The sequence below is a fragment of the Pseudomonas sp. NPDC089918 genome, assembly GCF_050280605.1.
Lineage (GTDB): Bacteria > Pseudomonadota > Gammaproteobacteria > Pseudomonadales > Pseudomonadaceae > Aquipseudomonas.
The window spans coordinates 74,840-98,610 of sequence record NZ_JBNNVP010000016.1 but is presented as its reverse complement, the minus strand read 5'-3'; the positions used below and the strand labels follow the sequence as shown (position 1 = coordinate 98,610).

Below are 23,771 nucleotides of genomic sequence, written 5' to 3'. Positions count from 1 at the left end.
ATGTGGCGGATCGATGGGCGAGTCGACTTAACGGCGGCGCGATGCCTTGAAGCTCTGTTTCATGCGCTCTCGCTCATGGCGAATATCCACCAGCTTGCTTCGCATTTCTCGTTGTCCGTTGCTATTGAGAAAAAGCAGCCCCAGTAAAGGGGACAGCAAGGCCAACACATAAATGGCTCTGGGGGGGGCGTAATAGATCATCGGCAATACGAACAGCAGGCATGCCACCAAAACCCCGACCACCACCCACACCCACCACGGCCTTCCACGCACAATCATGAAATTGCTATGAACAACCAGAAGCGTCAGTGCTGCGCCTGCCAGAAAAATGTGCAACCCGCTGTCAGCAAGCGGCGCATTCTGGAAATAGGTGACGAACGACAGTGCAACTGCAAAGGCGAGTGAAAAGTAGGCGGCAAAAATACCGCCAAGAAATGCCAGAAAGTAACGTCTGAAAAATGCCTTGAGTGTTAGTTGTTCGCTCACTCGTCGATCTCCTCATACAGGCCGATCGCAACAGTTTTGACATTGCCTGACAACGCACTTCCAGTAAGGCCGATCGCAGCCCCTAACGAATCTTTGATCTGGGTAACCGTGCCATGCTTGAGTTGAGTTGGCGTGAAGCGCTTAGGCAGTTCTCCCGCCAATTGCTTCAATTTCAACATTTCGATGTCAACCTTGGATCATTGATGCTCAGAAGTTCCTTGGTCAGCTTCGCCCGTTCCTGCCTGTTCAGCCCACGAAGTACATCGCGCAGGCTTTTCCCAGTAGTAGCTTTGGCGACCCTGACCAGCTTGATGGTGGTCAGAGCAGATGCCCCAACACCCACCAGTGAAGCGGCATCCAACCCGATAGATGCATTCTGGTACCACGCCTCGCTGTCCAGCCAATCGTTCACTTCAGGTTTGGCCACTTCAAGGGTGGTTCGTGCGATGCCATTGAGGCACTGAAGACTGCTTGCACCGGCGGCGGTATAAGCAATAGCTACAACGACCGAACTCGCACCCGCGCTGAACGGAACCAGGATCGTTCCGCTGGCAATGACAGCCCAACTGATCACCGCCCCGGCGCACGACAGTGTGGTATTCACTGCCTCTGCTACCAATCGCGATTCCCGCGGATTGTTCTGCACCTGATCAGCGAATTGAGCCGGCGCAATGTACTTCTGCGCCTCGCGCAAAATGATTCGCTTGGGCTTGATGCTGCAAATCGGCTTGAACTCGCGCAGGGTCACTACGTTGAACTCGGCGTCGACGTACACCACGCCCGCGCCGACGATTCCGGGGTCGGCGTCGATGGCGGCGAACAGGCGTGGCAAGTTGATCAGGCTTTCGATGCGTTGGCGGGCCATGAACCGGGAGGGGCTGTAATCCATGCCGATGCCCGGTAAGGGGTTGCTCATGTGAATCGTCCTTGAAGATCGGGGGGGAGAGATCTTTATTGCCTGTGCCGCCATCATCGCGAGCAAGCCCGGCTCCCACAGGGTTTGGCGTCGTATAGGGAAATCAGTTTCCCGGGCAGCCATTGAAGTGCGCGTCACCTTAGCAAACAGGCCGCACACTCGCTAGAAAACAAAACGCCAGCACTGAGGCTGGCGTTTTGCGATTTGGCACGCAGATTAACGCGGCACGACTGGCTTGCGGGCCGGTTTAGGCCCCTTGCCTTTGGCCGCGTCCTTGCGCTCCTTGGCCGCCTGCTGGTTGCGGGCGAATGCCGCAGCCTTGGCCTGTTCACGCTTGTCCCACGGGTTACCGCCATCACTGGCACGCGGTGGCAGGCCGGTGTGCTGGGTCAGGATCTTGGTGGTCTTTTCCCCTGCCACTTTATGGCTGCCGGCCGGTGTCGAGTTCTTGCGACGGGCGCTCTGGTAGCTGTCGGTCGCCGGCTGATGCAGCGGGATCAACTGGTTCTTGCCCGGCCCGATCAGGTCGGCGCGGCCCATGCGGGTCAACGCTTCGCGCAGCATCGGCCAGCCTTTCGGGTCGTGATAACGCAAGAACGCCTTGTGCAGGCGACGCTGTTCTTCGCTCTTGACGATGGTCACGCCGTCACTCTTGTAAGTGACCTTGCGCAACGGGTTCTTGCCCGAATGGTACATCGCGGTAGCGGTAGCCATCGGCGACGGGTAGAACGCCTGCACCTGGTCGGCACGGAAACCATTGCCCTTGAGCCACAGGGCCAGGTTCATCATGTCTTCGTCGGTGGTGCCCGGGTGAGCGGCGATGAAGTACGGAATCAGGTACTGCTCTTTCCCGGCTTCCTTGGTGTACTTCTCGAACATGCGCTTGAACTTGTCATAGCTGCCGATGCCCGGTTTCATCATCTGGTTGAGCGGACCTTCCTCGGTGTGTTCCGGGGCGATCTTCAGGTAACCACCGACGTGGTGAGTTACCAGTTCCTTGACGTATTCCGGCGACTCGACCGCGAGGTCGTAACGCAGGCCGGATGCGATCAGGATCTTCTTCACACCCGGCAAGGCACGGGCGCTGCGATAGAGCTGGATCAGCGACGAGTGATCGGTGTTGAGGTTTTCACAGATGCCCGGGAACACGCAGGACGGCTTGCGGCACGCGGATTCGATGACCGGGCTCTTGCAGGCGATGCGGTACATGTTCGCGGTCGGGCCGCCGAGGTCGGAAATCACCCCGGTGAAGCCTGGCACCTTGTCGCGGATCTCTTCGATTTCGCGAATGATCGATTCTTCGGAACGGTTCTGGATGATCCGGCCTTCGTGCTCGGTGATCGAGCAGAACGTACAGCCACCGAAGCAGCCGCGCATGATGTTCACCGAGAAGCGGATCATGTCGTAGGCAGGAATCTTTTCCTTGCCATACGCCGGGTGCGGAACCCGTGCGTAAGGCATGCCGAACACGTAGTCCATTTCTTCGGTGGTCATCGGAATCGGAGGCGGGTTGAACCAGACGTCCACTTCGCCATGCTTCTGCACCAGCGCACGGGCGTTGCCCGGGTTGGTTTCCAGGTGAAGCACGCGGTTGGCGTGGGCGTAGAGCACCGAGTCGCCACGGACTTTTTCCATCGACGGCAAACGGATGACCGTTTTCTCGCGGGTAAGGCGCGGGTTCGGCAGCAATTGCACGACCTTCGCTTCGTTCGGGTCTTCAACCGGCCCCTTTTCCTGCTCGATGGCACAAGCCTGGGTGTCTTGGGTGTTCACGTACGGGTTGATGATCTTGTCGACCTTGCCCGGACGGTCAATGCGCGTGGAGTCGATCTCGAACCAGTCTTTTGGCGTGTCACGACGAATGAACGCGGTGCCACGCACATCGGTGATGTCTTCGATCTTGTGACCGAACGACAGACGCTGGGCGACTTCGACAATCGCACGCTCGGCGTTGCCGTAGAGCAGGATATCGGCGCAAGCGTCGATCAGGATCGAGTTGCGCACCCGGTCCTGCCAGTAATCGTAGTGGGCGATGCGGCGCAGGGAGGCTTCGATGCCACCGAGCACGATCGGCACGTGCTTGTAGGCTTCCTTGCAGCGTTGGCTGTAAACCAGGCTCGCGCGGTCCGGACGTTTGCCCGCCAGGCCGCCGGGGGTGTAGGCGTCGTCGGAGCGGATTTTCTTGTCGGCGGTGTAGCGGTTGATCATCGAGTCCATGTTGCCGGCCGCGACGCCGAAGAACAGGTTTGGCTCGCCGAGCTTCATGAAGTCGTCTTTGGACTGCCAGTTCGGCTGCGCAATGATCCCGACGCGGAAGCCCTGGGCCTCCAGCAGCCGGCCGATGATTGCCATGCCGAACGACGGGTGGTCAACGTAGGCATCACCGGTGACGATGATGATGTCACAGGAATCCCAGCCAAGCTGATCCATCTCCTCCCTGCTCATCGGCAGGAATGGCGCTGGCCCGAAACATTCGGCCCAGTACTTGGGATAGTCAAATAACGGCTTGGCTGCTTGCATGTCGATAACCGGTGTTGGCTTTCATTGAATTTCGCGGGCGCGGAATATAGCACAAAATTTGATCAATTCCGACGGCTATGGTCGGAAATTGCGGCGACCGTTTCGCACAAAGATCCTGAGATCAGGCGCAACCCCTGTGGCGAGGGAGCTTGCTCCCGCTGGGCAGCGAAGCGGCCCCAAAACCTGCGACCGAATTTTTCCAGACGGACTGCATTTCTCAGCTTTGCGACTGCTGCGCAGTCGAGCGGGAGCAAGCTCCCTCGCCACAGGTTCTATCGGGTTACTCGTCGTCGAAATTGTAGCTGCCCGGCGCCAGGTTTTCGAAGCGGGTGTACTTACCGATGAACGCCAGTCGTGACGTGCCGATCGGGCCGTTCCGCTGTTTGCCGATGATGATCTCGGCGATGCCTTTATGCTCGGTTTCCGGGTGGTACACCTCATCCCGGTACACGAACATGATCACGTCAGCATCCTGCTCGATCGCTCCGGATTCCCGGAGGTCGGAGTTGATCGGGCGTTTGTTCGGTCGTTGCTCCAGGGAGCGGTTGAGCTGGGACAGCGCCACCACCGGGCAGTTGAATTCCTTGGCGAGGGCTTTCAAGGAACGGGAGATCTCGGAAATCTCGTTGGTCCGGTTGTCGCCGCCGGAACCTGGAATCTGCATCAACTGCAGGTAGTCGATCATGATCAGGGCGATGTCGCCGTGCTCACGCACCAGACGCCGGGTCCGCGCGCGCATCTCCGAGGGGCTGATACCAGCCGTGTCGTCGATGAACAGCTTGCGATCGTTCAGCAAGTTGACCGCCGAGGTCAGGCGCGGCCAATCGTCGTCGTCCAGGCGACCGGCCCGGACCTTGGTCTGGTCGATACGCCCAAGGGACGAAAGCATACGCATGATCAGCGATTCGCCTGGCATCTCCAGCGAGTAAACCAGTACGCACTTGTCGCTGCGCAACACGGCGTTTTCCACCAGGTTCATCGCAAAGGTGGTTTTACCCATGGACGGACGGCCGGCGACGATGATCAGGTCGGAAGGCTGCAAGCCGCTGGTCTTCTCGTCGAGGTCGGTGTAACCGGTGGACAGGCCGGTGATGGCGTTGTCGGTGTTGAACAACGTGTCGATGCGGTCAATAGCCTTGGTCAGCAGGTCATTCACGCTCACCGGGCCGCCGGTTTTTGGCCGGGCCTCGGCGATCTGGAAGATCTGCCGCTCAGCTTCGTCGAGAATCTCTTCAGCCGTTCGGCCTTCCGGGTTGAAAGCGCTGTCGGCAATTTCGGTGGCGATGCCGATCAGTTGCCGTAAGGTCGCCCGCGCACGAACGATCTGGGCATAGGCCTTGATGTTGGCGACGGACGGCGTGTTTTTCGCCAACTCACCCAGGTAGCCGAGACCACCGACTTGCGAGGTCTGACCTTCCTTGTCCAATTGCTCGGCGAGGGTCACGACGTCGATGGGGGAGTTCTGGTCGGCGAGCTTGGCGATCGCGCGGAAGATCAAACGGTGGTCATGCCGATAGAAATCGCCGTCGGAGACTTGATCCAACACGCGTTCCCAGGCGTTGTTGTCCAGCATCAAACCACCGAGCACAGCCTGTTCGGCCTCGATGGAATGCGGCGGCACCTTCAGGGCAGCGGTTTGCAGATCGTATTGCTCGGGAGCGGAAATATCGTTCATGGCCACTTGGAATTAGTTTGTAGAAAATCAGGAACCGCAGAAAGACAAAGGGCACGACCTGTAAACAGGATCGTGCCCGATGTTACCGGCAAGCACCCGAGGGTGCCAGCCGACAAGTGCTGCTTAAGCTGCTACCACGACAACGCGTACGGTGGCTTCAACTTCGGCGTGCAGGTGCACGGCTACGTCGAATTCGCCTACGTTGCGGATGGTGCCGTTCGGCAGACGAACTTCGCTTTTTGCAACTTCAACGCCAGAGGCGGTCAGTGCATCAGCGATGTCGTGGGTGCCGATCGAACCGAACAGCTTGCCTTCGTCACCAGCGGTGGCAGTGATAGTCACTTCCAGCTCAGCCAGTTGGGCGGCACGGCTTTCAGCCGAAGTTTTACGGTCTGCTGCGGCTTTTTCCAGCTCAGCGCGACGCTCTTCGAACGCAGCCAGGTTGGCAGCGGTCGCAGCGGTAGCTTTGCCGTAAGGCAGCAGGTAGTTACGACCGTAACCAGCCTTTACGTTCACTTTGTCACCCAGGTTGCCCAGGTTGGTGACTTTTTCCAGAAGGATCAGTTGCATGTGAAAATCCTCTTAACTTTTAACCTTCACCGTTCGCGTTATCGGCATCTTTCGGTGCCGAACGACCGCGAAAATCAATCAGGCTGTCGACGATGGCCAAGACCACCAGCAACGGATAGATCAGTTGCATGAACAGCAACAGCGTGACGTACAACCCCACCAGCCAGAATTTGGCCAGTCGCTTTTGCGCCACCAGCCCGTGAATCAGGGCCAGCCCGGCGAACACCAGCGGTACGCTGCACAACGGTGTCAACATGGCCATCTGCGAGCCTAAGTTAGGCCCCAGAAGCATCAACACCAGCAGCAACATCGCCGGTAAAAGCGGGATTCGGATGGCGCGAAACTCGCGACCAAAACCACCCGGGTTGTACAACAACGCCTGCCAGTAGCGCCCGACAATCAGGCTCAGCACACTGACGATTTGCAACAAGGCCGCAATCAGGCCGGTCAGGACCGGTGCAATCAGGGACGCGAAACGCGCTTGCTCGTCTACCGACAATTGCTGATAGACATCACCGAGTAGCGACGGCATGACTTTTATCAAAGCCTGCGCCAGCATCTCGATCTGGGGCGCAAAAGCCGCCCCCAGCACCACTGAAAACACCAACCCCATCGCTATGCTGACCAGCAGCACGCGGTTCCAGGACTCGCTTGCGCGCAAAACCAACGCAAGGCTCGAAGACCCCAGCAGCACCAGAAGTGCCCGTGGGTCGTCGGAGTAAAGCCACCAGATCAACGCCGGCAGCAGTCCCAGAGCAAGAACGCCCAAGGCGTCCTTCAATCCGCGCCGCAGGAGCACAAGGCATCCGGCGGCAGCACCCAACCAATACAACAACGGCAACGTTGCGCATCCGGCCACTACCAGAGTGGCCTGCATACGGCCGCGCATGATGAACTCAGCTAAGGCGCGCATGCATTCAATCCTTTGCTACGTGTCGACTGCCCGGTCTCAGCGGCCGTGGCTGTCGGTGTAGGCCAGCAGGGCCAGGAAGCGGGCGCGCTTGATAGCGGTGGCCAGCTGACGCTGATAACGAGCTTTGGTACCGGTGATGCGGCTTGGAACGATTTTGCCGGTCTCGGATACGTAAGCTTTCAGAGTGTTGAGATCTTTGTAATCGATCTCTTTCACGTCTTCAGCGGTGAAGCGGCAGAATTTACGACGACGGAAGAAACGTGCCATGTAATAGGCTCCTCAAAAGGTCCGTGGATTACTCGTCAGCGTTATCGCTGGCGTCGCTGTCATCACCATCAACGCCTTCGGCGTCGGAGTGCTCAGGACGGTCGCGACGCTCACGGCGCTCACTGCGGTTTTCTTCAGCCTTGAGCATCTCGGATTGGCCGGTAACGGCTTCTTCGCGACGGATGACCAGGTTACGGATCACTGCATCGTTGTAGCGGAAGTTGTCTTCCAGCTCGGCCAGGGCCTTGCCAGTGCATTCAACGTTCAGCATCACGTAGTGAGCCTTGTGAACATTGTTGATTGCGTAGGCCAGTTGACGACGGCCCCAATCTTCCAGACGGTGGATTTTGCCGCCGTCTTCTTCGATCAGCTTGGTGTAACGCTCAACCATGCCGCCGACTTGCTCGCTTTGATCCGGGTGGACCAAAAAGATGATTTCGTAATGACGCATGAATGCTCCTTACGGGTTGTAGCCTGCCGCTCAAAAGCGGTCAGACAAGGAGTGAATGACACTTATGGACTTGCTTGCGATAGACACATGCGTGCCTGCCGTCACAGCAAGGGGCGCAATTGTAGAGAAGGGACAAGAGAGGCGCAAGGCAATTGGTGATTATTTGAACAACCACGATTATTTGCCCAAAACACAAACCACTGTGGGAGCTAGCCTGCTAGCGATGAGGAAATAACATTCAACATTGATGCTGAATGCTACTCCGCCATCGCTAGCAGGCTAGCTCCCACAGGAGAGGTTTACCGCTGAATCAGGACTTCTTGGCAGCAACCTTGGCCTTGGCGCCACGCTGGCGCAGGGCCTCGAACAGGCACACGCCAGTCGCCACGGACACGTTGAGACTGCTGACACTGCCCGCCATTGGCAGACGCACCAGGTAATCGCAAAGATCGCGAGTCAGGCGGCGCATTCCGCTGCCTTCCGCGCCCATGATCAGGATGGTCGGGCCGGTCAGGTCTTGCTGATACAGATCCTGCTCAGCCTCGCCCGCCGTACCGACGACCCACAAGCCACGCTGCTTGAGTTTTTCCAGGGTGCGCGCCAGGTTGGTTACCGCCACCAACGGAATCACTTCTGCCGCGCCGCAAGCCACTTTACGCACCGTTGGGGTCAGCGTGGCTGACTTGTCCTTCGGCACGATCACCGCCAGCGCGCCCGCCGCATCGGCAGAACGCAGGCAAGCACCGAGGTTGTGCGGATCGGTCACGCCGTCGAGCACCAGCAACAGCGGCGCGCCTTCGGTACGATCGAGCAATTCGTCAAGCATCGCTTCGCCCCAGACCTGACTCGGACTCACGTCCGCGACCACGCCCTGATGCACGCCATCTACCCACGCATCCAGCTCACGACGCTCAGCCTGACCGACCGATACGCGATTTTCGGCAGCGAGTTCGATCAGCGTCTGCACCCGCGGATCACTGCGGCCTTCGGCCAGCCAGATCTGCTTGACGCGTTTTGGGTGGTGACGCAGCAACGCTTCTACAGCGTGCACGCCATAGATCTTTTCCAACTGACTCATGACTTGGCCTTAGGTTTGCGCGCCCCGCCGCTTCTGGCGGCTGGAGCGGAACCCGCTTTTGGCGGGCCTTTACGGTGTTTGCTCGGTTTCGCTGGCTTGCCGCCGGAGGCCTTGTCAGGCGCCGACCGCCCGGTCTTTCCCCCAGACGCCGCTTTACCGCCGCTTTTCGCTTCAGACAGCAACGCCTGTTTCAATTCACGACTTTTGCGCAACTCGGCATTTTTTGCCGCGGCATCGCTCGGGCGATAGGCTTCGACAGCCTTTTCCTTGGCAGGACGACGGCCGGTTTTCGCCGGTGCCGGTTCTGCGGCTGTTTTTGTAGAAGGGGCAGCCGGAGCAGCGGTTTCAGTGCCACGCTTCTTGCGGCCGATTGGCGCGCTGATGGTTTTTTCAGCCATCTCGAAGTCGATCTTGCGCTCGTCGAGGTCGACGCGCATGACGCGAACTTCAACGGTGTCGCCAAGGCGGAAGCTGCGACCGGTACGCTCACCGGCGAGGCGGTGGTGTACAGGATCGAAGTGGTAGTAATCGCCCGGCAGCGCGGTGACGTGCACCAGGCCCTCGACGTAAATATCGGTCAGTTCGACGAACAGACCGAAACCGGTCACGGCAGTGATCACCCCCGGGAACGACTCGCCCACACGATCTTTCATGAACTCGCACTTGAGCCAGTTCACGACATCGCGGGTCGCTTCGTCGGCCCGGCGTTCGCTCATCGAGCATTGCTCGCCGAGCTGCTCCAGGATCGCTTCGTCGTACGGGTAGATGCGTGCTTTCGGAATGGTCATCGCGCCGGCACGGCGAACGTGCGGGGTGTCCATTTTCGAATGAATAACGCTGCGGATCGCCCGGTGCGTGAGCAAGTCCGGGTAGCGGCGAATCGGCGAAGTGAAGTGGGTATAGGCTTCGTAATTCAGGCCGAAGTGGCCCTGGTTATCGGCGCTGTACACCGCTTGGCTCAACGAACGCAGCATGACGGTCTGGATCAGGTGGAAATCCGGACGGTCCTTGATGCCTGCCAGCAAAGCCTGGTAATCCTTCGGCGACGGACCATCCTTGCCTTTGTGCAGGGACAGGCCGAGCTCGCCAAGGAAGGCGCGCAGTTTTTCCAGACGCTCCGGTGGCGGGCCGTCGTGAACGCGATACAGCGCAGGGATTTCGTGCTTCTTCAGGAATTCGGCAGTGGCCACGTTGGCCGCCAGCATGCATTCCTCGATCAGCTTGTGGGCGTCATTGCGAACGGTCGGACGGATTTCGGCGATCTTGCGCTCGGAGCCGAAGATGATCCGGGTTTCCTGCGTTTCGAAATCAATCGCGCCACGCACGTGACGGGCCGCCAGCAGAACCTTGTACAGCGCATACAGCTGCTTGAGGTGCGGCAGGACGTCGGTGTACTCACCACGGAGCTGACGCGCTTCGGTAGCTTTCGGCGTCTCCAGCATGGCACTGACCTTGTTATAGGTCAGGCGGGCGTGGGAGTGAATCACCGCTTCGTAGAAGCAGTAGTCGGTCATTTCGCCGGATTTGGAGATGGTCATCTCGCAGACCATGGCCAGGCGATCGACGTGCGGGTTCAGCGAGCACAGGCCGTTGGACAGCTGCTCAGGCAGCATTGGCACGACGCGCTCGGGGAAGTACACCGAGTTGCCACGAACCTGGGATTCGTTATCCAGCGCCGAACCGATTTTCACGTAGCTGGAAACGTCGGCAATCGCCACGTACAACTTCCAGCCACCGGAGAACAGGCGCAGTTTGCCTGGCTTGGCTTCGCAGTACACCGCGTCATCGAAGTCGCGCGCATCTTCGCCGTCGATGGTCACGAACGGCAGGTGACGCAGGTCGATGCGCTTCTCTTTGTCTTTCTCTTCGACTTCCGGCTTGAGCTTGGCGGCTTCCTTGAGCACCGCTTCAGGCCAGACGTGAGGAATATCGTAAGTGCGCAGGGCGACATCGATTTCCATGCCCGGCGCCATGTAGTTACCCACGACTTCGACCACGTCGCCTTGCGGCTGGAAGCGTGGCGTCGGCCAGTGAGTGATCTTCACTTCGACGAATTGACCGATCTGGGCATTGGCGTTACGGCCCGGCGTCACCAGCACTTCTTGCTGGATCTTCGGATTGTCCGCGACGACGAAACCGATACCGCCCTCTTCGAAGTAACGACCTACGATGGTCTCGTGGGCACGGGACACCACTTCGACGATCATGCCTTCACGGCGACCGCGACGGTCGAGGCCGGAAACACGCGCCAGGGCACGGTCGCCATCGAACACCAGACGCATTTGCGCCGGGCTCATGAACAGGTCGTCACTGCCGTCGTCCGGGACCAGAAAGCCGAAGCCGTCACGGTGACCGCTGATGCGGCCCAGGATCAGGTCGAGCTTGTCCACCGGCGCATAAGTGCCGCGACGGGTATAGATGAGTTGAGCGTCGCGCTCCATGGCGCGCAGGCGGCGACGCAGGGCTTCGATCTGGTCTTCTGTGGTCAGACCAAACTCTTCGACCAGCTGCTCGCGGTTAGCAGGCGAACCTCGATCAGCAAGATGCTGAAGGATCAGTTCGCGGCTAGGAATAGGGTTTTCATATTTTTCCGCTTCACGAGCGGCCTCGGGATCGAGGGACTGCCAATCGGCCATTAGAGAGTTTTCACCTTGTCTATATGCGGGTTAGTTTGGCATAGGCGTAATGAAACGGGAAATTTCAGGCTATGACAGCCCATCTAAAGCCCTTTATCGACATCGCAAAGCTGATTTGAATACCACTGGAGAAATTTTCCAGGTTTTTTCGATGCCGGGGGTTTACAGTTAAAAAGACGCTCCGTATAGTGCGCGCCATCGACGACGCACACGCGCTGCCGATACTGCCCAGATGGTGAAATTGGTAGACACGCCAGCTTCAGGTGCTGGTGACCGCAAGGTCGTGGAAGTTCGAGTCTTCTTCTGGGCACCAATTTCGAGCTTGAGATTAGAACAATTTCAAGGCTCACACAAAAACCCGCGAAAGCGGGTTTTTGCATTTAAGGCTTCCGGTTTATTAAAATTAAATCAGGGGTTTACAGATCAAAATGCTCTCCGTATAGTGCGCCACATCAACAGCGGCAACGCTGAAGATTATGCCCAGATGGTGAAATTGGTAGACACGCCAGCTTCAGGTGCTGGTGACCGCAAGGTCGTGGAAGTTCGAGTCTTCTTCTGGGCACCAATTCAAATTCAAGGTCACGATCTTGAATTTCACAGAAACCCGCGAAAGCGGGTTTTTGCGTTTCTGGCTTTCGAAAACCCCAAGCCAATACTTCCCTGTGGCGAGGGAGCTTGCTCCCGCTGGAGTGCGAAGCGCTCCTCATCATTCCAACAGTTACACCGCACTCTCAGGGTTTACGACTGCTTCGCAGCCGAGCGGGAGCAAGCTCCCTCGCCACAAAAACTCGCCCCCCGCCCTTCTAGCAAACACTCCTCAGACCCGCAAGACGCACATGAGAAACAATATCGTTTATCATTGTTACAAGTTTTTGCAATGCGACAGCGAGGAACCCTGCGAATGATGTTTCGAAATACCCTGCGCCGCGGCCTGACCATCACCCTGCTCGGCCTGACACTCGCCACTCCCCTCACCCAAGCCGCCGATCCGGTTTCCCTGACACTCTATAACGGTCAACACAAGGAAGTCGGCGATGCCGTCGCCAAAGCCTTCGAAGCCAAGACCGGGATTCACGTCAATGTGCGCAAGGGCAGCAGCAACCAGCTCGCCAGCCAGATCGTCGAAGAAGGTGATCGCTCCCCCGCCGACGTGATCTACACCGAAGAATCCCCACCACTGAACAAACTCGGCGAACAAGGCCTGCTGGCGAAAACCGACGCCGCCACCCTCGCCGTTCTGCCAAAGGACTACGTCGCCGGCAACGGCACCTGGATCGGTATCACTGCGCGAGTCCGCGTGGTTGCGTTCAATCCCAAGTTGATAGATGAAAAAGACCTGCCCAAGTCGGTAATGGAGTTCTCCGATCCGAAATGGCAAGGCAAAGTCGGCTTCGTGCCCACCAGCGGCGCATTCCAGGAACAGGCCGTGGCGATCATTAAAGTCCACGGCATGGACGCCGCCGAAGAATGGCTCACCGGCCTGCGTGCATTCGGCAAGACCTACAGCAACAACATGGTCGCGCTGAAGGCTGTGGAAAACGGCGAAGTCGCCACCGTACTGGTGAACAATTACTACTGGTTCGCCTTGCAGCGTGAAAAAGGCCAGCTCGATTCGAAACTGCATTACTTTACCGGCGGCGACGTCGGTGGGTTGATCACTGTTTCCAGCGCCGCTGTACTGAAATCCAGCAAACATCCAAAAGAAGCCCAGCAATTCCTCGCCTACATGGCCAGCGAAGAAGGTCAGCGCGTGATCACCCAGACCACCGCCGAATACCCGCTGCACAAAGGCATGGAATCGGATCGCGGCCTCAAGCCGTTCAGCGAACTGCAAGCACCGAACGTCACGCCCGCCGATCTCGGCAACGCCGAAGAAGCCCTGGACCTGGAACGTGACGTTGGCCTGAACTGATGAGCGCATCGTTATCTGCCCCCGCCTTGCGTGGGGGCTACGTGCCACGGCGCAAGCGGCCGTCGATCTGGTTGTTGCTGCCGGTTTTGCTGCTGGTGGTGCTCAGCCTGTTGCCACTGGCTTATGTCGGCCTCAAAACCTGGCAAGCAGGCTGGGCCGAGGCGCTGCATCTGTTGTGGCGCCCTTACGTGCTTGGCCTGCTGCGTAATACGCTGGCGCTGATGGTGGGCGTCACGCTGGCCTGCGGCGTGATTGGCCTGTCGCTCGCCTGGTTGCTGGAACGCAGCACTCTGCCAGGTCGACGGCTATGGGGCGTGATCCTGTGCCTGCCGTTCGCGGTGCCGGCATTTGTCAGCAGCTTCACCTGGGTCTCCCTGAGCGCTCACTTCGAAGGGCTAGGCGGCGCGATTCTGGTGATGACCCTGTCCAAATACCCGCTGATTTTTCTGCCAGTGGCGGCAACCCTGCGCAATCTCGATCCGTCCCTGGAGGAGTCCGCACGAACCCTGGGGCAGAATCGCTGGGGCGTGTTCTTTAAAATCACCCTGCCTTTGCTCTGGCCGTCACTGCTGGCCGGTTCGCTGCTGATTGCGCTGCACATGCTGGTGGAGTTCGGCGCGCTGTCGATCATCGGGCTGCAGACTTTCACGACAGCGATCTACCAACAGTTCGAGCTGGAATTCAGCAACGCTAACGCAGCGATGCTCTCGGCGGTACTGCTGATGCTGTGCCTGGTGCTGCTATGGCTGGAGCTACGCGTGCGCGGCAAGGGCCGACATGTGCGTACCGGTCAAGGCGCGGCGCGGCATGCGGAACAGGTTCGCCTGGGGCCATGGACGACTGTCGGACAGCTTTACTGCCTGCTGCTGGCGATCATCGGCAGCGGCATTCCGCTGGGGATGCTGGCGTACTGGCTGATGGTGGGTTCGTCGGCGGCGTTCCCGGTCGCCGCGATCAGCGAGGCGTTGTTGTCGTCTCTGGCGCTGTCTCTCGGTGGTGCGGCGCTGTGCCTGGTGCTGGCGGTACCGGTGGGATTGTTGGTGGTGCGCCATAAAGGCCGACTGGCAATCTGGGCCGAGCGCCTGCCGTATCTGCTACATGCGCTACCGGGATTGGTGATTGCGCTGACTCTGGTGTATTTCGCCCTGCATTATGTGCCGGTGCTGTACCAGACCTCCGCGCTGCTGCTGATTGCTTATGCGCTGTTGTTTCTGCCGCTGGCGCAGGCACCGATTCGTACGGCGCTGAACAAGGCAGCACCGCAACTGGAAGAGGCCGCACGCACGCTGGGAGCATCGTCCTTCAGCGCGTTTTGTCGAGTAACGCTGCCGATCATCTTCCCTGCCTTGGGGGCCGCGTTTGCATTAGTGTTTCTGGATGCGATGAAGGAGCTGACGGCGACGCTGTTGCTGAGTCCGACCGGGCTGAATACGTTGGCGACGGAAGTCTGGGCGCATACCGCGAATGTGGAGTTTGCAGCGGCGGCGCCTTATGCGGCGCTGTTGATATTAGTATCGGGATTGCCGGTCTACCTGTTAACGACCCGAATGTATTTGAGCCGCTGAGATCGCTATCGCGGGCAAGCCAGCTCCCACAGTGTCTTCTGTTACGCACAAAATTGTGAGTTCACAGAAGTACCTGTGGGAGCAGGCTTGCCCGCGATGGCGTCCGCACAAACAATACAAAACTTAAGCCCGGAACTGCCCCAGGCTCGCCTTCAATTGCGCCGCCAAGCCATCCAGTACCTTGCCACTGGCCGTGGTTTCCACCACCGCCTGAGCAGCCTTCTCAGCCTGAGCATGAATGGTCTCAACCCGCCCACGCACGGCCTGCGCACCTTGCGCCTGATGCGCCGCAGCCTGTGTCGCCAGACCGATCGCCGCATGCACCTGCTCGACCGACACCTGCACCGACTGCTGCAACCGCGCACTGTCGCGCAACACCAGCAAACCTTCGCTGGCCTGACGCCCGGCCTGTCCGATTGCCGCAACAGCCTCTCGCGCGCCTTGCTGCAACGCAACGATGTGGGCCTGAATGTCGCCGGTTGAGCTCTGAGTCTTGCTCGCCAGTGCCCGCACCTCATCCGCCACCACGGCAAACCCGCGACCGGTCTCGCCGGCACGCGCCGCCTCAATGGCCGCGTTCAACGCCAGCAAGTTGGTTTGTTCGGCGATCCCGTGAATCACCGTCAGCACCACTTCAATCTGCTCACTCTGCTGCGCCAGGCGCTCGATGACTTTCGCACCGGTGTCGACTTGTCCGGCCAATGCCTCAATGAGACTGCCAACTTTCGCCGAGGTCCGAGTGTTTTCATCCGTAGCCTGACGAATGCCCACCACCTGCTGCAAAGCGGCCTGCATGGCGTGACTTTCAGACTGGGCTTCATCAGCCATTTGCGACAACGCGCGCAAGCTTTCGGCCACTTCATCGCGCTGCATGCCCGCCGCGGCATCGGCGCCGGCATTGCGCAGGGTCATGGCACCGATTTCCACGCCGGTCCGCTGGGCCACATCGCCTGCCTCCCGCACGATCGGCTGCAACTTATCCACAAAGCGATTGACCGCCGAGGCCATGTCGCCAATCTCATCCTGGCTGTTGATCTGCACACGCTTGGTCAGATCGCCCTCACCCGCCGCCAGGTCATCCATGGCAGCGATCAGCAGCTTCAAGCGATTGACCACTCGACGACCCAGCACCACCGCCAGCAACAGCAGCACACCAAAACCTACCAGCGCCAGGCCCATGCCGATGCGCCAGCGCAAAGTCCCTGCAGCTTCCTGCACGGCAGTGGTGGTATTGGCTTTCATTTCAGTGGCGGTAGACTGCGCCGATTGCAGACGCCCGCGCATCGCCGCTGCGCTGTCAGCCGCCGCGCCTTTGAGGCTGTCACCCACCAGTTGATCACTGCTGGCGATCAGCGCCGAGAATCGCTTGTCCAGCGCCGCCACATCGGTTTCCACGGAGGCGGTCGAGACGCCCATCAACACCTTGCCGATCTCCACCCCATTGGGATTGATCGAGGCTTCAAGGTAGTAGACCGACGGATCGTTCTTCGCCGCATCCAGTACCTTGTCCAGCGCCCGCTCGCCCTGGCCTTTTTCCAGAAGCGCCTTGTTGATCGGGTTCTCCCGGTTGAGGTAGCGCGTCAGGTGCTGGCCCGTGGCGTCGTCGTAGACCACGAACAACACATTGGGATTGCGCTGGGCACGGCGAGCGAATTCGGAAAGGGTGGGGATGTCGCTGTCCCACATGGCGCGGGGTGCGACCGAGGCCAGAAGCTGCGCCATATCGTTGGCCGAATCCTTCAGGTCCTTCTCCAGCGTCGCACGCAGTTGCGCCTGCTCGTCCTTCAGACGCGAAGACAGCCCGGCCGTCAGGCGCTGACGGGTACTGGTGGACAGGCTATCCAGGCTCGACGTGACTTCACGCCCTGCCTGCTCAAGTTCACCAGAGAGCTTTTGGCTGTCGGCGTCCAGTCGCACACCCAAATCAGCTTCCAGCGCAGTCACTGTGCTCCGGGTCAGAGCGACAGCCACCAGCACCTGCACCAAAAGGGCGATACCAAGGGTAACGAACACAGGCCGCAAGAGACGGCTTTGTAACAGTGAGAGAACGGCCGACACTGAAAATCCCTCTGCTTTGACGCCATCAAATTGATAGCACGTCAGAAACGATGCTTTTTAGATGTTCGCAGCAAAGGTCATGCCGTTCGACGGGCATAAACGACAAAGGCCCCAATTAAGGGGCCTTTGTGTTTTACATCAACGACTTATTAAGCGAACGGGTGACGCAGAACGATGGTTTCGTTGCGGTCCGGGCCCGTCGAAATAATGTCGATCGGCGCACCGACCAACTCTTCGACGCGTTTGATGTAGTTGCGTGCAGCCTGAGGCAGCTCTTCCAGGGTTTTGGCACCGACGGTGGATTCGGTCCAGCCTGGCATTTGCTCGTACACCGGCTCCAGGCCAACGTAGCTATCGGCGTCAGTCGGTGCATCGATCACTGCACCGTCCTGGTTCTTGTAGCCCACGCAGATATTGATGGTTTCCAGACCGTCCAGCACGTCCAGCTTGGTCAGGCACAGGCCCGAAATGCTGTTGACGTCGATGGCGCGACGCAGGATGACGGCGTCGAACCAGCCGCAACGACGGGCACGGCCGGTAGTAGCGCCGAACTCATGGCCACGCTTGGCCAGGAAAGCACCGACGTCGTCAAACAGTTCAGTCGGGAACGGACCCGAACCCACACGAGTGGTGTAAGCCTTGGTGATGCCGAGGATGTAATCCAGGTACATCGGGCCAAAACCCGAACCGGTGGCGATGCCGCCCGCGGTGGTGTTGGAGCTGGTGACGTACGGATAAGTACCGTGGTCGATGTCCAGCAGGGAGCCTTGGGCGCCTTCGAACATGATGTCTTTGCCAGCGCGACGCAGCTCGTGCAGTTCAGCGGTGACGTCGACCATCATCGGCTTGAGCAGCTCGGCGTATTCCATGCACTCGTCGAGTGTTTTCTGGAAGTCGATTGCCGGTTCTTTGTAGTAATTGACCAGTACGAAGTTGTGGTAATCCAGCAACTCGCCCAGCTTGGCGGCGAAACGCTCGCGGTGGAACAGGTCACCGATGCGCAGACCGCGACGGGCAACCTTGTCTTCGTAAGCCGGGCCGATGCCGCGACCGGTAGTACCGATTTTCAGCTCGCCACGGGCCTTTTCACGGGCCTGGTCCAACGCTACGTGGTAGGACAGGATCAGCGGGCAGGACGGGCTGATACGCAGGCGCTCGCGTACCGGTACGCCTTTCTCTTCCAGCTTGATGATTTCCCGCAGCAGGGCGTCGGGTGCAACCACCACGCCGTTACCGATCAGGCACTGCACGCCTTCGCGCAGCACGCCCGACGGGATCAGGTGCAAGACGGTTTTTTCGCCGTCGATCACCAGGGTGTGACCAGCGTTGTGGCCACCTTGGTAGCGCACTACGGCGGCAGCATGTTCGGTCAGCAGATCAACGATCTTGCCTTTGCCCTCATCACCCCATTGGGTGCCCAGGACTACGACATTCTTACCCATAACACTTGTCCTCATTCGCGCAAACTTGGTGCCGGCGGCGGCCGGCAGGAAAACTCAAGAAGCCAGCGGCAATACTTGCCAAAGCCCGTTCTGCTGAATCAATTGCCGGTCGCAGTCCGCTTCACGGGCGGCGGCCAAAAGCTGCCCAGGCAATGCCTGAACGACACGCTGACCCTCACTGCGCAACTGGCAAACCTGCTGCCAGAGTGCTGCATCCGTACTGTCAGGCATCCAGATACCGCCAGACGGTAGCTCGATTTCAGCACGCCCCAGGGTCACCAGGGTTTTCAAATCGGTAGAGAAACCAGTTGCCGGACGGGCACGACCGAAGTCGGCACCGATGTCGTCGTAACGACCGCCCTGAGCAATGGACTGGCCAACCCCCGGTACGAACACGGCGAACACTACACCGGTGTGGTAGTGGTAGCCGCGCAACTCGCCCAGGTCGAAATACAGCGGTAATTCCGGGAAACGCGTGGACAGACGCTCGGCAATTGCCAGCAAATCGTCCAGGGCCGCCAGCACGGGTGCCGGCGCATTGGCCAGACGCTCACGCGCTGCGCTGAGCACCTCACGACCGCCACACAGGTCGACCAGCGCTCGCAGCATGCCCGACAGATCGGCAGGCAGGCCTTCGGTCAAGGTAATGACCTCGTCGATGGCTTTACGTTGCAACGCATCGAACAACTGTTGCTCGACTTCGCCGGACAAACCGGCGGCGCGGGCCAGGCCACGATAGATGCCGACATGGCCGAGGTCCATGTGCACATCCGGCACATCGGCCAGTTGCAGCATGGCCAGCATCAGGCTGATGACTTCCACGTCGCTGCTCGGGCTGGCATCGCCGTACAACTCGGCGCCCAGTTGAATCGGGCTGCGCGAGGACGACAAGGCACGCGGTTGAGCATGCAGCACGCTGCCGGCATAACACAGACGGCTCGGCCCTTCGCGACGCAGGGTATGCGCATCGATGCGCGCCACTTGCGGCGTGATGTCGGCACGGAACCCCATCTGCCGGCCCGACTGCGGGTCGATGACCTTGAAGGTACGCAGATCGAGGTCTGAGCCCGCACCAGTCAGCAGGGATTCCAGGTACTCGATATGGGGAGTCACGACAAACTCGTAACCCCAGCTCTGGAACAGATCCAACACCTGGCGACGCGCTATTTCGATGCGCGCAGCTTCTGGTGGCAGTACTTCTTCGATGCCATCTGGCAGCAGCCAGCGGTCTACCGTTGCCATTACGCCATTCCCCTATGATCCGGGCGACAAGCCTTTGGGCGAGCCTTGAGTGAAGCAGAAAATGATCGGCCCATGCACACAAACCGCGCGCATGGACAACGGGGCGAAAAGCCTGAAACCGGCTTCGCCAACCACTTTCCTCGAAAAACCTGTCGAGTCATTCAACTCGAGTGCCTGCATAAAAACAGCAATCAAACGTGCAGACGCAAAAAAGCCGGGAATTTCCCGGCTGCCGCATCATACACACGTTTTCCCAAAGGATCACCCCGCCCGAGGTTTTAGCCGCCAGGCGGGGGATGATTCAGGTCAACGCCGTATCAAGGCTTGGCTTTTTCCAGGTAACGGAAGAAGTCGCTGCCCGGGTCCAGGACCATGACGTCGGATTTGTTCGCGAAGCTTTCACGGTAGGCACGCAGGCTACGGTAGAACGCGTAGAACTCCTGATCCTGACCGTATGCCTTGGAGTAGATAGCAGCAGCCTGGGCGTCACCGTCACCGCGAACCTCTTCAGATTCACGATAGGCTTCAGCCAGCAGCACGCGGCGTTGACGGTCGGCGTCGGCACGAATGCCTTCGGCCAGCTCGTTACCCTTGGCGCGGTGCTCGCGAGCTTCACGCTCACGCTCGGTGCTCATACGTTCGAACACGCTGCGGTTCACTTCCTTCGGCAGGTCGATGGTTTTGACCCGGACATCGACAACTTCGATGCCCAGCTCTTTTTCCGCCATCTTGTTCAGCGAGTTGGTGATGTCAGCCATCAGCGCATCACGCTCACCGGACACTACTTCGTGCAGGGTGCGCTTACCGAACTGGTCACGCAGGCCCGATTCCAGACGACGGGAAAGACGCTCGTCGGCAATCTGCTTGAGGCCGGAAGTCGCGGTGTAGAAGCGCTCGGCATCTTTCACGCGCCACTTGGCGTAGGCATCGACCATTACGGCTTTCTTTTCCAGCGTCAGGAAGCGTTGTGTCGGTGCATCCAGTGTCATCAGGCGTGCGTCGAATTTGCGCACCTTGTTCACGTAAGGCACTTTCACATGCAGGCCCGGCTGAACATCGGCCTGGACCACGCGACCGAACTGCAGCATCACCGCGCGCTCGGTCTGAGCCACGATGTAGAAGCAGTTCCAGGCAACGATCGCCACGACGACGCCGATAATAAGGGCGATCAGCGATTTATTGCTCATCAGCGACTCTCCCTGGTACGTGCTTGCTGTTGCTGCAGATCAGCTGCCGCACGCGCATTCACTTCATTGCTGCTGGCTGCCGCACCGGTCACCGGAGCGCCGGGGCTGCGACCACTGTCGATCATCTTGTCCAGCGGCAAGTAGAGCAGATTGTTCTGGCCATCCTTGTTGCCGGTCACGAGAACCTTGCTGGTGTTGCTGAAGATTTCCTGCATGGTGTCCAGATACAGACGCTGGCGGGTGACTTCAGGGGCCTTGCGATACTCGGCCACCAGCTTGGTGAAGCGATCGGCCTCACCCTTGGCGCGAGAGACGGTCTCGTCGCGGTAACCGTTGGCATCCTCGAGGATGCGCTGGGCCTGACCACGGGCTTCCGGCACGACACCGTTGGCGTAGGTTTCAGCCTGGTTTCGCGAACGCTGCTCGTCTTCACGGGCGCGGATCACGTCATCGAAGGCTTCCTGGACTTCACGCGGTGCAGCTGCGCTCTGTACGTTGACCTGGGTGACGGTGATACCGGTGCGGTAGGTATCGAGGAAGCGTTGCAGACGCTCCTTGATTTCGCTGGCCATCAACTCACGACCTTCGGTCAGCACCTGATCCATGGCGGTAGAACCCACCACGTGACGCAAGGCACTGTCGGTTGCATGTTGCAGGCTGATTTCCGGCTGATCGACGTTCAGTACGAAGTCTTGCAGGTTGCTGATCTTGTACTGCACGGTCAGCGGCACTTCGACGATGTTTTCGTCTTCAGTCAGCATTTGACCCTGCTTGGTATAGGCACGCTCACGCGTGACGTTTTCCATGTACTTGCGATCGATCGGCGGGAAATAGATGTTCAGGCCCGGGCCGACGGTTTCATAATATTTGCCGAAGCGCAGCACTACGGCTTGCTCCTGCTCGTCGACCACGTAGACAGCGCTGTACAGCCACACAGCCGCCAGCACGACCAGGCCGATGCCGAGCAGGCCGCCGAAGCCGCCACTCTTGCCCGGGCGACCGCCCTCGTCACCGCGTTTTTTACCACCACCGAACAACCCGTTCAGGCTTTCCTGCAGCTTTCGGAAGGCCTCGTCGAGATCCGGTGGTCCCTTGCGGTCGCCGTTATTGCGGCGCTTGCCACCCCAAGGATCCTGATTATTCGAGTTGCCACCCGGCTCATTCCAAGCCATAGCGCTCTCCATCTGATAAAGCAAAGACGCACCCACGGCGCGCCGACCAATGCTACAGAATGCCTGTCACTGCGGCACAACCGCTTTCTCAGGCTTTTATTGCAAAGTGTGTTGCTCGATGAATTCCATCGGTTGCAGACCTTCGCGGCTCACGAGTCGATTCAGTTCGATCCGTGGCAAGCGAACGGCCAGCAAGCTGATGCCTTCTTCGTCGTGTTCTTCTTTTTGCACCGCACCCAGTTCGAAAAACTGCGCACGCAGTCGAGCAAAACGTTGCGGCAAGCGCAAGGTGCCAACAAACAAATCACTGCCTAACAGTTCGGCCACGGCCTGCTTGAGCAGGTCAAGACCGGTACCATCCTTGGCCGATAACCAGACCCGCTGCGGTTTGCCATCGGCATCGCGCTGGATCTGCGGCTCAACACCCTCGAGCAAATCGAGTTTGTTGTATACCTCAAGGATCGGCAAGTCTTGTGCCCCGATCTCCCCGAGCACCACCATGACCTGTTCAATCTGGGCCATACGCTCAGGCTCATGCGCATCGATCACATGCAGCAGCAGGTCGGAGTTGCTCGACTCTTCGAGCGTAGCCCGAAATGCCTCGACCAGTTTATGCGGCAGGTGGCGAATGAAGCCTACGGTGTCGGCCAGCACGATCGGCCCGAGGTCGTCGAGTTCGAGTCGGCGCAAGGTCGGGTCGAGGGTAGCGAATAACTGGTCGGCGGCGAAGACATCGGAATCGGTGACCGAGTTGAACAGCGTCGATTTGCCGGCGTTGGTGTAACCCACCAGTGAAACCGTCGGAATGTCAGCACGTTTGCGCCCGCGACGAGATTGCTCGCGCTGGCTGCGGACCTTTTCCAGGCGCCCCTTGATCTGCCGCAGGCGAACCCGCAACAGGCGCCGGTCGGTTTCCAGCTGGGTTTCACCCGGGCCGCGCAGACCGATACCGCCCTTCTGCCGCTCAAGGTGAGTCCAGCCACGAACCAGCCGCGTACTCATGTGTTCAAGCTGAGCCAGTTCAACCTGGAGCTTGCCTTCATGGGTGCGGGCGCGTTGGGCGAAGATATCGAGAATCAAACCCGTGCGGTCAATCACGCGGCACTCGAAAATACGTTCGAGGTTACGTTCCTGACTGGGCGTGAGGATGTGATTGAAAATCACCAGATCGACCTGTTCGGCGCTGACCAGATCGCGTAACTCTTCGACCTTGCCGCTGCTAATCAGGGTTTTGGCGGTTGGCCGATGACGCGGCACGTTAAAAAACGCGACGGTCTCGGCGCCAGCCGAAATTGCCAACTCCTGAAACTCCTGCGGATCTTCGCGCGCCTCAGGGTCCTGACCATCCAAGTGAACGAGAATTGCCCGTTCACCACCACCGTGGCGCTCAAAGAACAAAGGAGACTCCTATCAGGCGTTACCTGGCTCAGCGTCACCTGCTTCGGATTCGGTTGCGCTAGGCAGACGAATTGGACGAACCGGCACCACTGTAGAGATAGCGTGTTTGTAAACCATTTGGCTAACGGTGTTTTTCAGCAGGATAACGAACTGGTCGAAAGACTCGATCGTACCTTGCAGTTTGATCCCGTTGACCAGGTAGATGGAAACCCCCACTTTCTCTTTACGTAAAGTATTCAAGTAAGGGTCTTGTAGCGAATGCCCTTTTGACATGTGCCGCACT

18 protein-coding genes, 2 tRNA genes and 1 pseudogene are annotated in these 23,771 nt (G+C 59.1%); 4 read left to right on the top strand and 17 right to left on the bottom strand.

Annotated elements, in window-relative coordinates; all coding sequences use genetic code 11:
* Window positions 1–27: 27 nt before the first annotated feature.
* The 10 genes and pseudogenes from ACQKPC_RS13915 to rnr all read right to left on the bottom strand — a co-directional run bounded on the left by ACQKPC_RS13915 (window position 28) and on the right by rnr (window position 11,512).
* Complete coding sequence (locus ACQKPC_RS13915) at window positions 28–486, bottom strand: hypothetical protein (protein WP_427625132.1); 459 nt, start codon at window positions 484–486, stop codon at window positions 28–30.
* Window positions 483–1,402: pseudogene (locus tag ACQKPC_RS13910) on the bottom strand (NAD synthetase). The gene ACQKPC_RS13915 and the pseudogene ACQKPC_RS13910 overlap by 4 nt, the downstream one beginning before the upstream one ends.
* Before the next feature lie 216 nt (window positions 1,403–1,618).
* The gene (locus ACQKPC_RS13905; protein WP_008068886.1) at window positions 1,619–3,922 is read right to left on the bottom strand and encodes a YgiQ family radical SAM protein; all 2,304 of its coding nucleotides are present in this window, start codon (window positions 3,920–3,922) and stop codon (window positions 1,619–1,621) included.
* 280 nt (window positions 3,923–4,202) lie between these two features.
* The gene (dnaB, locus tag ACQKPC_RS13900) at window positions 4,203–5,597 is read right to left on the bottom strand and encodes a replicative DNA helicase (protein ID WP_007902695.1); all 1,395 of its coding nucleotides are present in this window, start codon (window positions 5,595–5,597) and stop codon (window positions 4,203–4,205) included.
* A gap of 123 nt (window positions 5,598–5,720) precedes the next feature.
* The gene (gene rplI, locus ACQKPC_RS13895; RefSeq protein ID WP_003197251.1) at window positions 5,721–6,167 is read right to left on the bottom strand and encodes a 50S ribosomal protein L9; all 447 of its coding nucleotides are present in this window, start codon (window positions 6,165–6,167) and stop codon (window positions 5,721–5,723) included.
* A gap of 19 nt (window positions 6,168–6,186) precedes the next feature.
* Window positions 6,187–7,080, bottom strand: a complete 894-nt coding sequence (locus ACQKPC_RS13890; protein WP_007902692.1) for a hypothetical protein — start codon at window positions 7,078–7,080, stop codon at window positions 6,187–6,189.
* A 36-nt stretch (window positions 7,081–7,116) separates the two neighbouring features.
* Window positions 7,117–7,347, bottom strand: a complete 231-nt coding sequence (gene rpsR / locus ACQKPC_RS13885; RefSeq protein ID WP_002551829.1) for a 30S ribosomal protein S18 — start codon at window positions 7,345–7,347, stop codon at window positions 7,117–7,119.
* Window positions 7,348–7,375: 28 nt separating this feature from the next.
* Window positions 7,376–7,798 (bottom strand): 30S ribosomal protein S6, encoded by a 423-nt coding sequence (rpsF, locus tag ACQKPC_RS13880; protein ID WP_007902678.1) that lies wholly within the window; start codon window positions 7,796–7,798, stop codon window positions 7,376–7,378.
* A 310-nt stretch (window positions 7,799–8,108) separates the two neighbouring features.
* A complete protein-coding gene (gene rlmB / locus ACQKPC_RS13875; RefSeq protein WP_427625131.1) occupies window positions 8,109–8,876 on the bottom strand; it encodes a 23S rRNA (guanosine(2251)-2'-O)-methyltransferase RlmB in 768 nt (255 codons plus the stop codon).
* Complete coding sequence (gene rnr / locus ACQKPC_RS13870; RefSeq protein ID WP_427625130.1) at window positions 8,873–11,512, bottom strand: ribonuclease R; 2,640 nt, start codon at window positions 11,510–11,512, stop codon at window positions 8,873–8,875. The genes rlmB and rnr overlap by 4 nt, the downstream gene beginning before the upstream one ends.
* A gap of 226 nt (window positions 11,513–11,738) precedes the next feature.
* Between rnr and ACQKPC_RS13865 the strand changes: the two genes are divergently transcribed.
* From ACQKPC_RS13865 to ACQKPC_RS13850, 4 genes are all read left to right on the top strand, one after another.
* A tRNA-Leu gene (locus tag ACQKPC_RS13865) sits at window positions 11,739–11,825 on the top strand.
* Between the two features lie 165 nt (window positions 11,826–11,990).
* A tRNA-Leu gene (locus tag ACQKPC_RS13860) sits at window positions 11,991–12,077 on the top strand.
* Between the two features lie 336 nt (window positions 12,078–12,413).
* Window positions 12,414–13,424, top strand: coding sequence for an iron ABC transporter substrate-binding protein (locus ACQKPC_RS13855; protein WP_427625129.1), 1,011 nt, complete (start codon window positions 12,414–12,416; stop codon window positions 13,422–13,424).
* A complete protein-coding gene (locus ACQKPC_RS13850) occupies window positions 13,424–14,989 on the top strand; it encodes an ABC transporter permease (protein WP_427625128.1) in 1,566 nt (521 codons plus the stop codon). The genes ACQKPC_RS13855 and ACQKPC_RS13850 overlap by 1 nt, the downstream gene beginning before the upstream one ends.
* 123 nt (window positions 14,990–15,112) lie before the next feature.
* On the opposite strand, the gene ACQKPC_RS13845 is transcribed toward ACQKPC_RS13850, so the two are convergent.
* The 7 genes from ACQKPC_RS13845 to hfq form a co-directional block, all read right to left on the bottom strand.
* Window positions 15,113–17,047 carry a methyl-accepting chemotaxis protein gene (locus ACQKPC_RS13845; protein WP_427625127.1) on the bottom strand — a complete coding sequence of 645 codons (1,935 nt, stop codon included), beginning with the start codon at window positions 17,045–17,047 and terminating at the stop codon, window positions 15,113–15,115.
* A gap of 149 nt (window positions 17,048–17,196) precedes the next feature.
* Entirely contained in the window at window positions 17,197–18,489 is a 1,293-nt protein-coding gene (locus ACQKPC_RS13840) for an adenylosuccinate synthase (protein ID WP_427625126.1), read from the bottom strand.
* A 54-nt stretch (window positions 18,490–18,543) separates the two neighbouring features.
* On the bottom strand, window positions 18,544–19,731 hold the full coding sequence (locus ACQKPC_RS13835; RefSeq protein WP_008068877.1) for an ATP phosphoribosyltransferase regulatory subunit: 1,188 nt from the start codon (window positions 19,729–19,731) through the stop codon (window positions 18,544–18,546).
* Window positions 19,732–20,048: 317 nt separating this feature from the next.
* Window positions 20,049–20,918: a protease modulator HflC gene (gene hflC, locus ACQKPC_RS13830; RefSeq protein WP_038978712.1), complete on the bottom strand. Its 870-nt coding sequence runs from the start codon at window positions 20,916–20,918 to the stop codon at window positions 20,049–20,051.
* A complete protein-coding gene (gene hflK / locus ACQKPC_RS13825; RefSeq protein WP_007902662.1) occupies window positions 20,918–22,090 on the bottom strand; it encodes an FtsH protease activity modulator HflK in 1,173 nt (390 codons plus the stop codon). Before hflK ends, hflC begins: the two co-directional genes overlap by 1 nt.
* A gap of 96 nt (window positions 22,091–22,186) precedes the next feature.
* Complete coding sequence (gene hflX / locus ACQKPC_RS13820) at window positions 22,187–23,488, bottom strand: ribosome rescue GTPase HflX (RefSeq protein ID WP_008009827.1); 1,302 nt, start codon at window positions 23,486–23,488, stop codon at window positions 22,187–22,189.
* A 12-nt stretch (window positions 23,489–23,500) separates the two neighbouring features.
* Complete coding sequence (gene hfq, locus ACQKPC_RS13815; RefSeq protein ID WP_007902656.1) at window positions 23,501–23,761, bottom strand: RNA chaperone Hfq; 261 nt, start codon at window positions 23,759–23,761, stop codon at window positions 23,501–23,503.
* Window positions 23,762–23,771 lie beyond the last annotated feature (10 nt).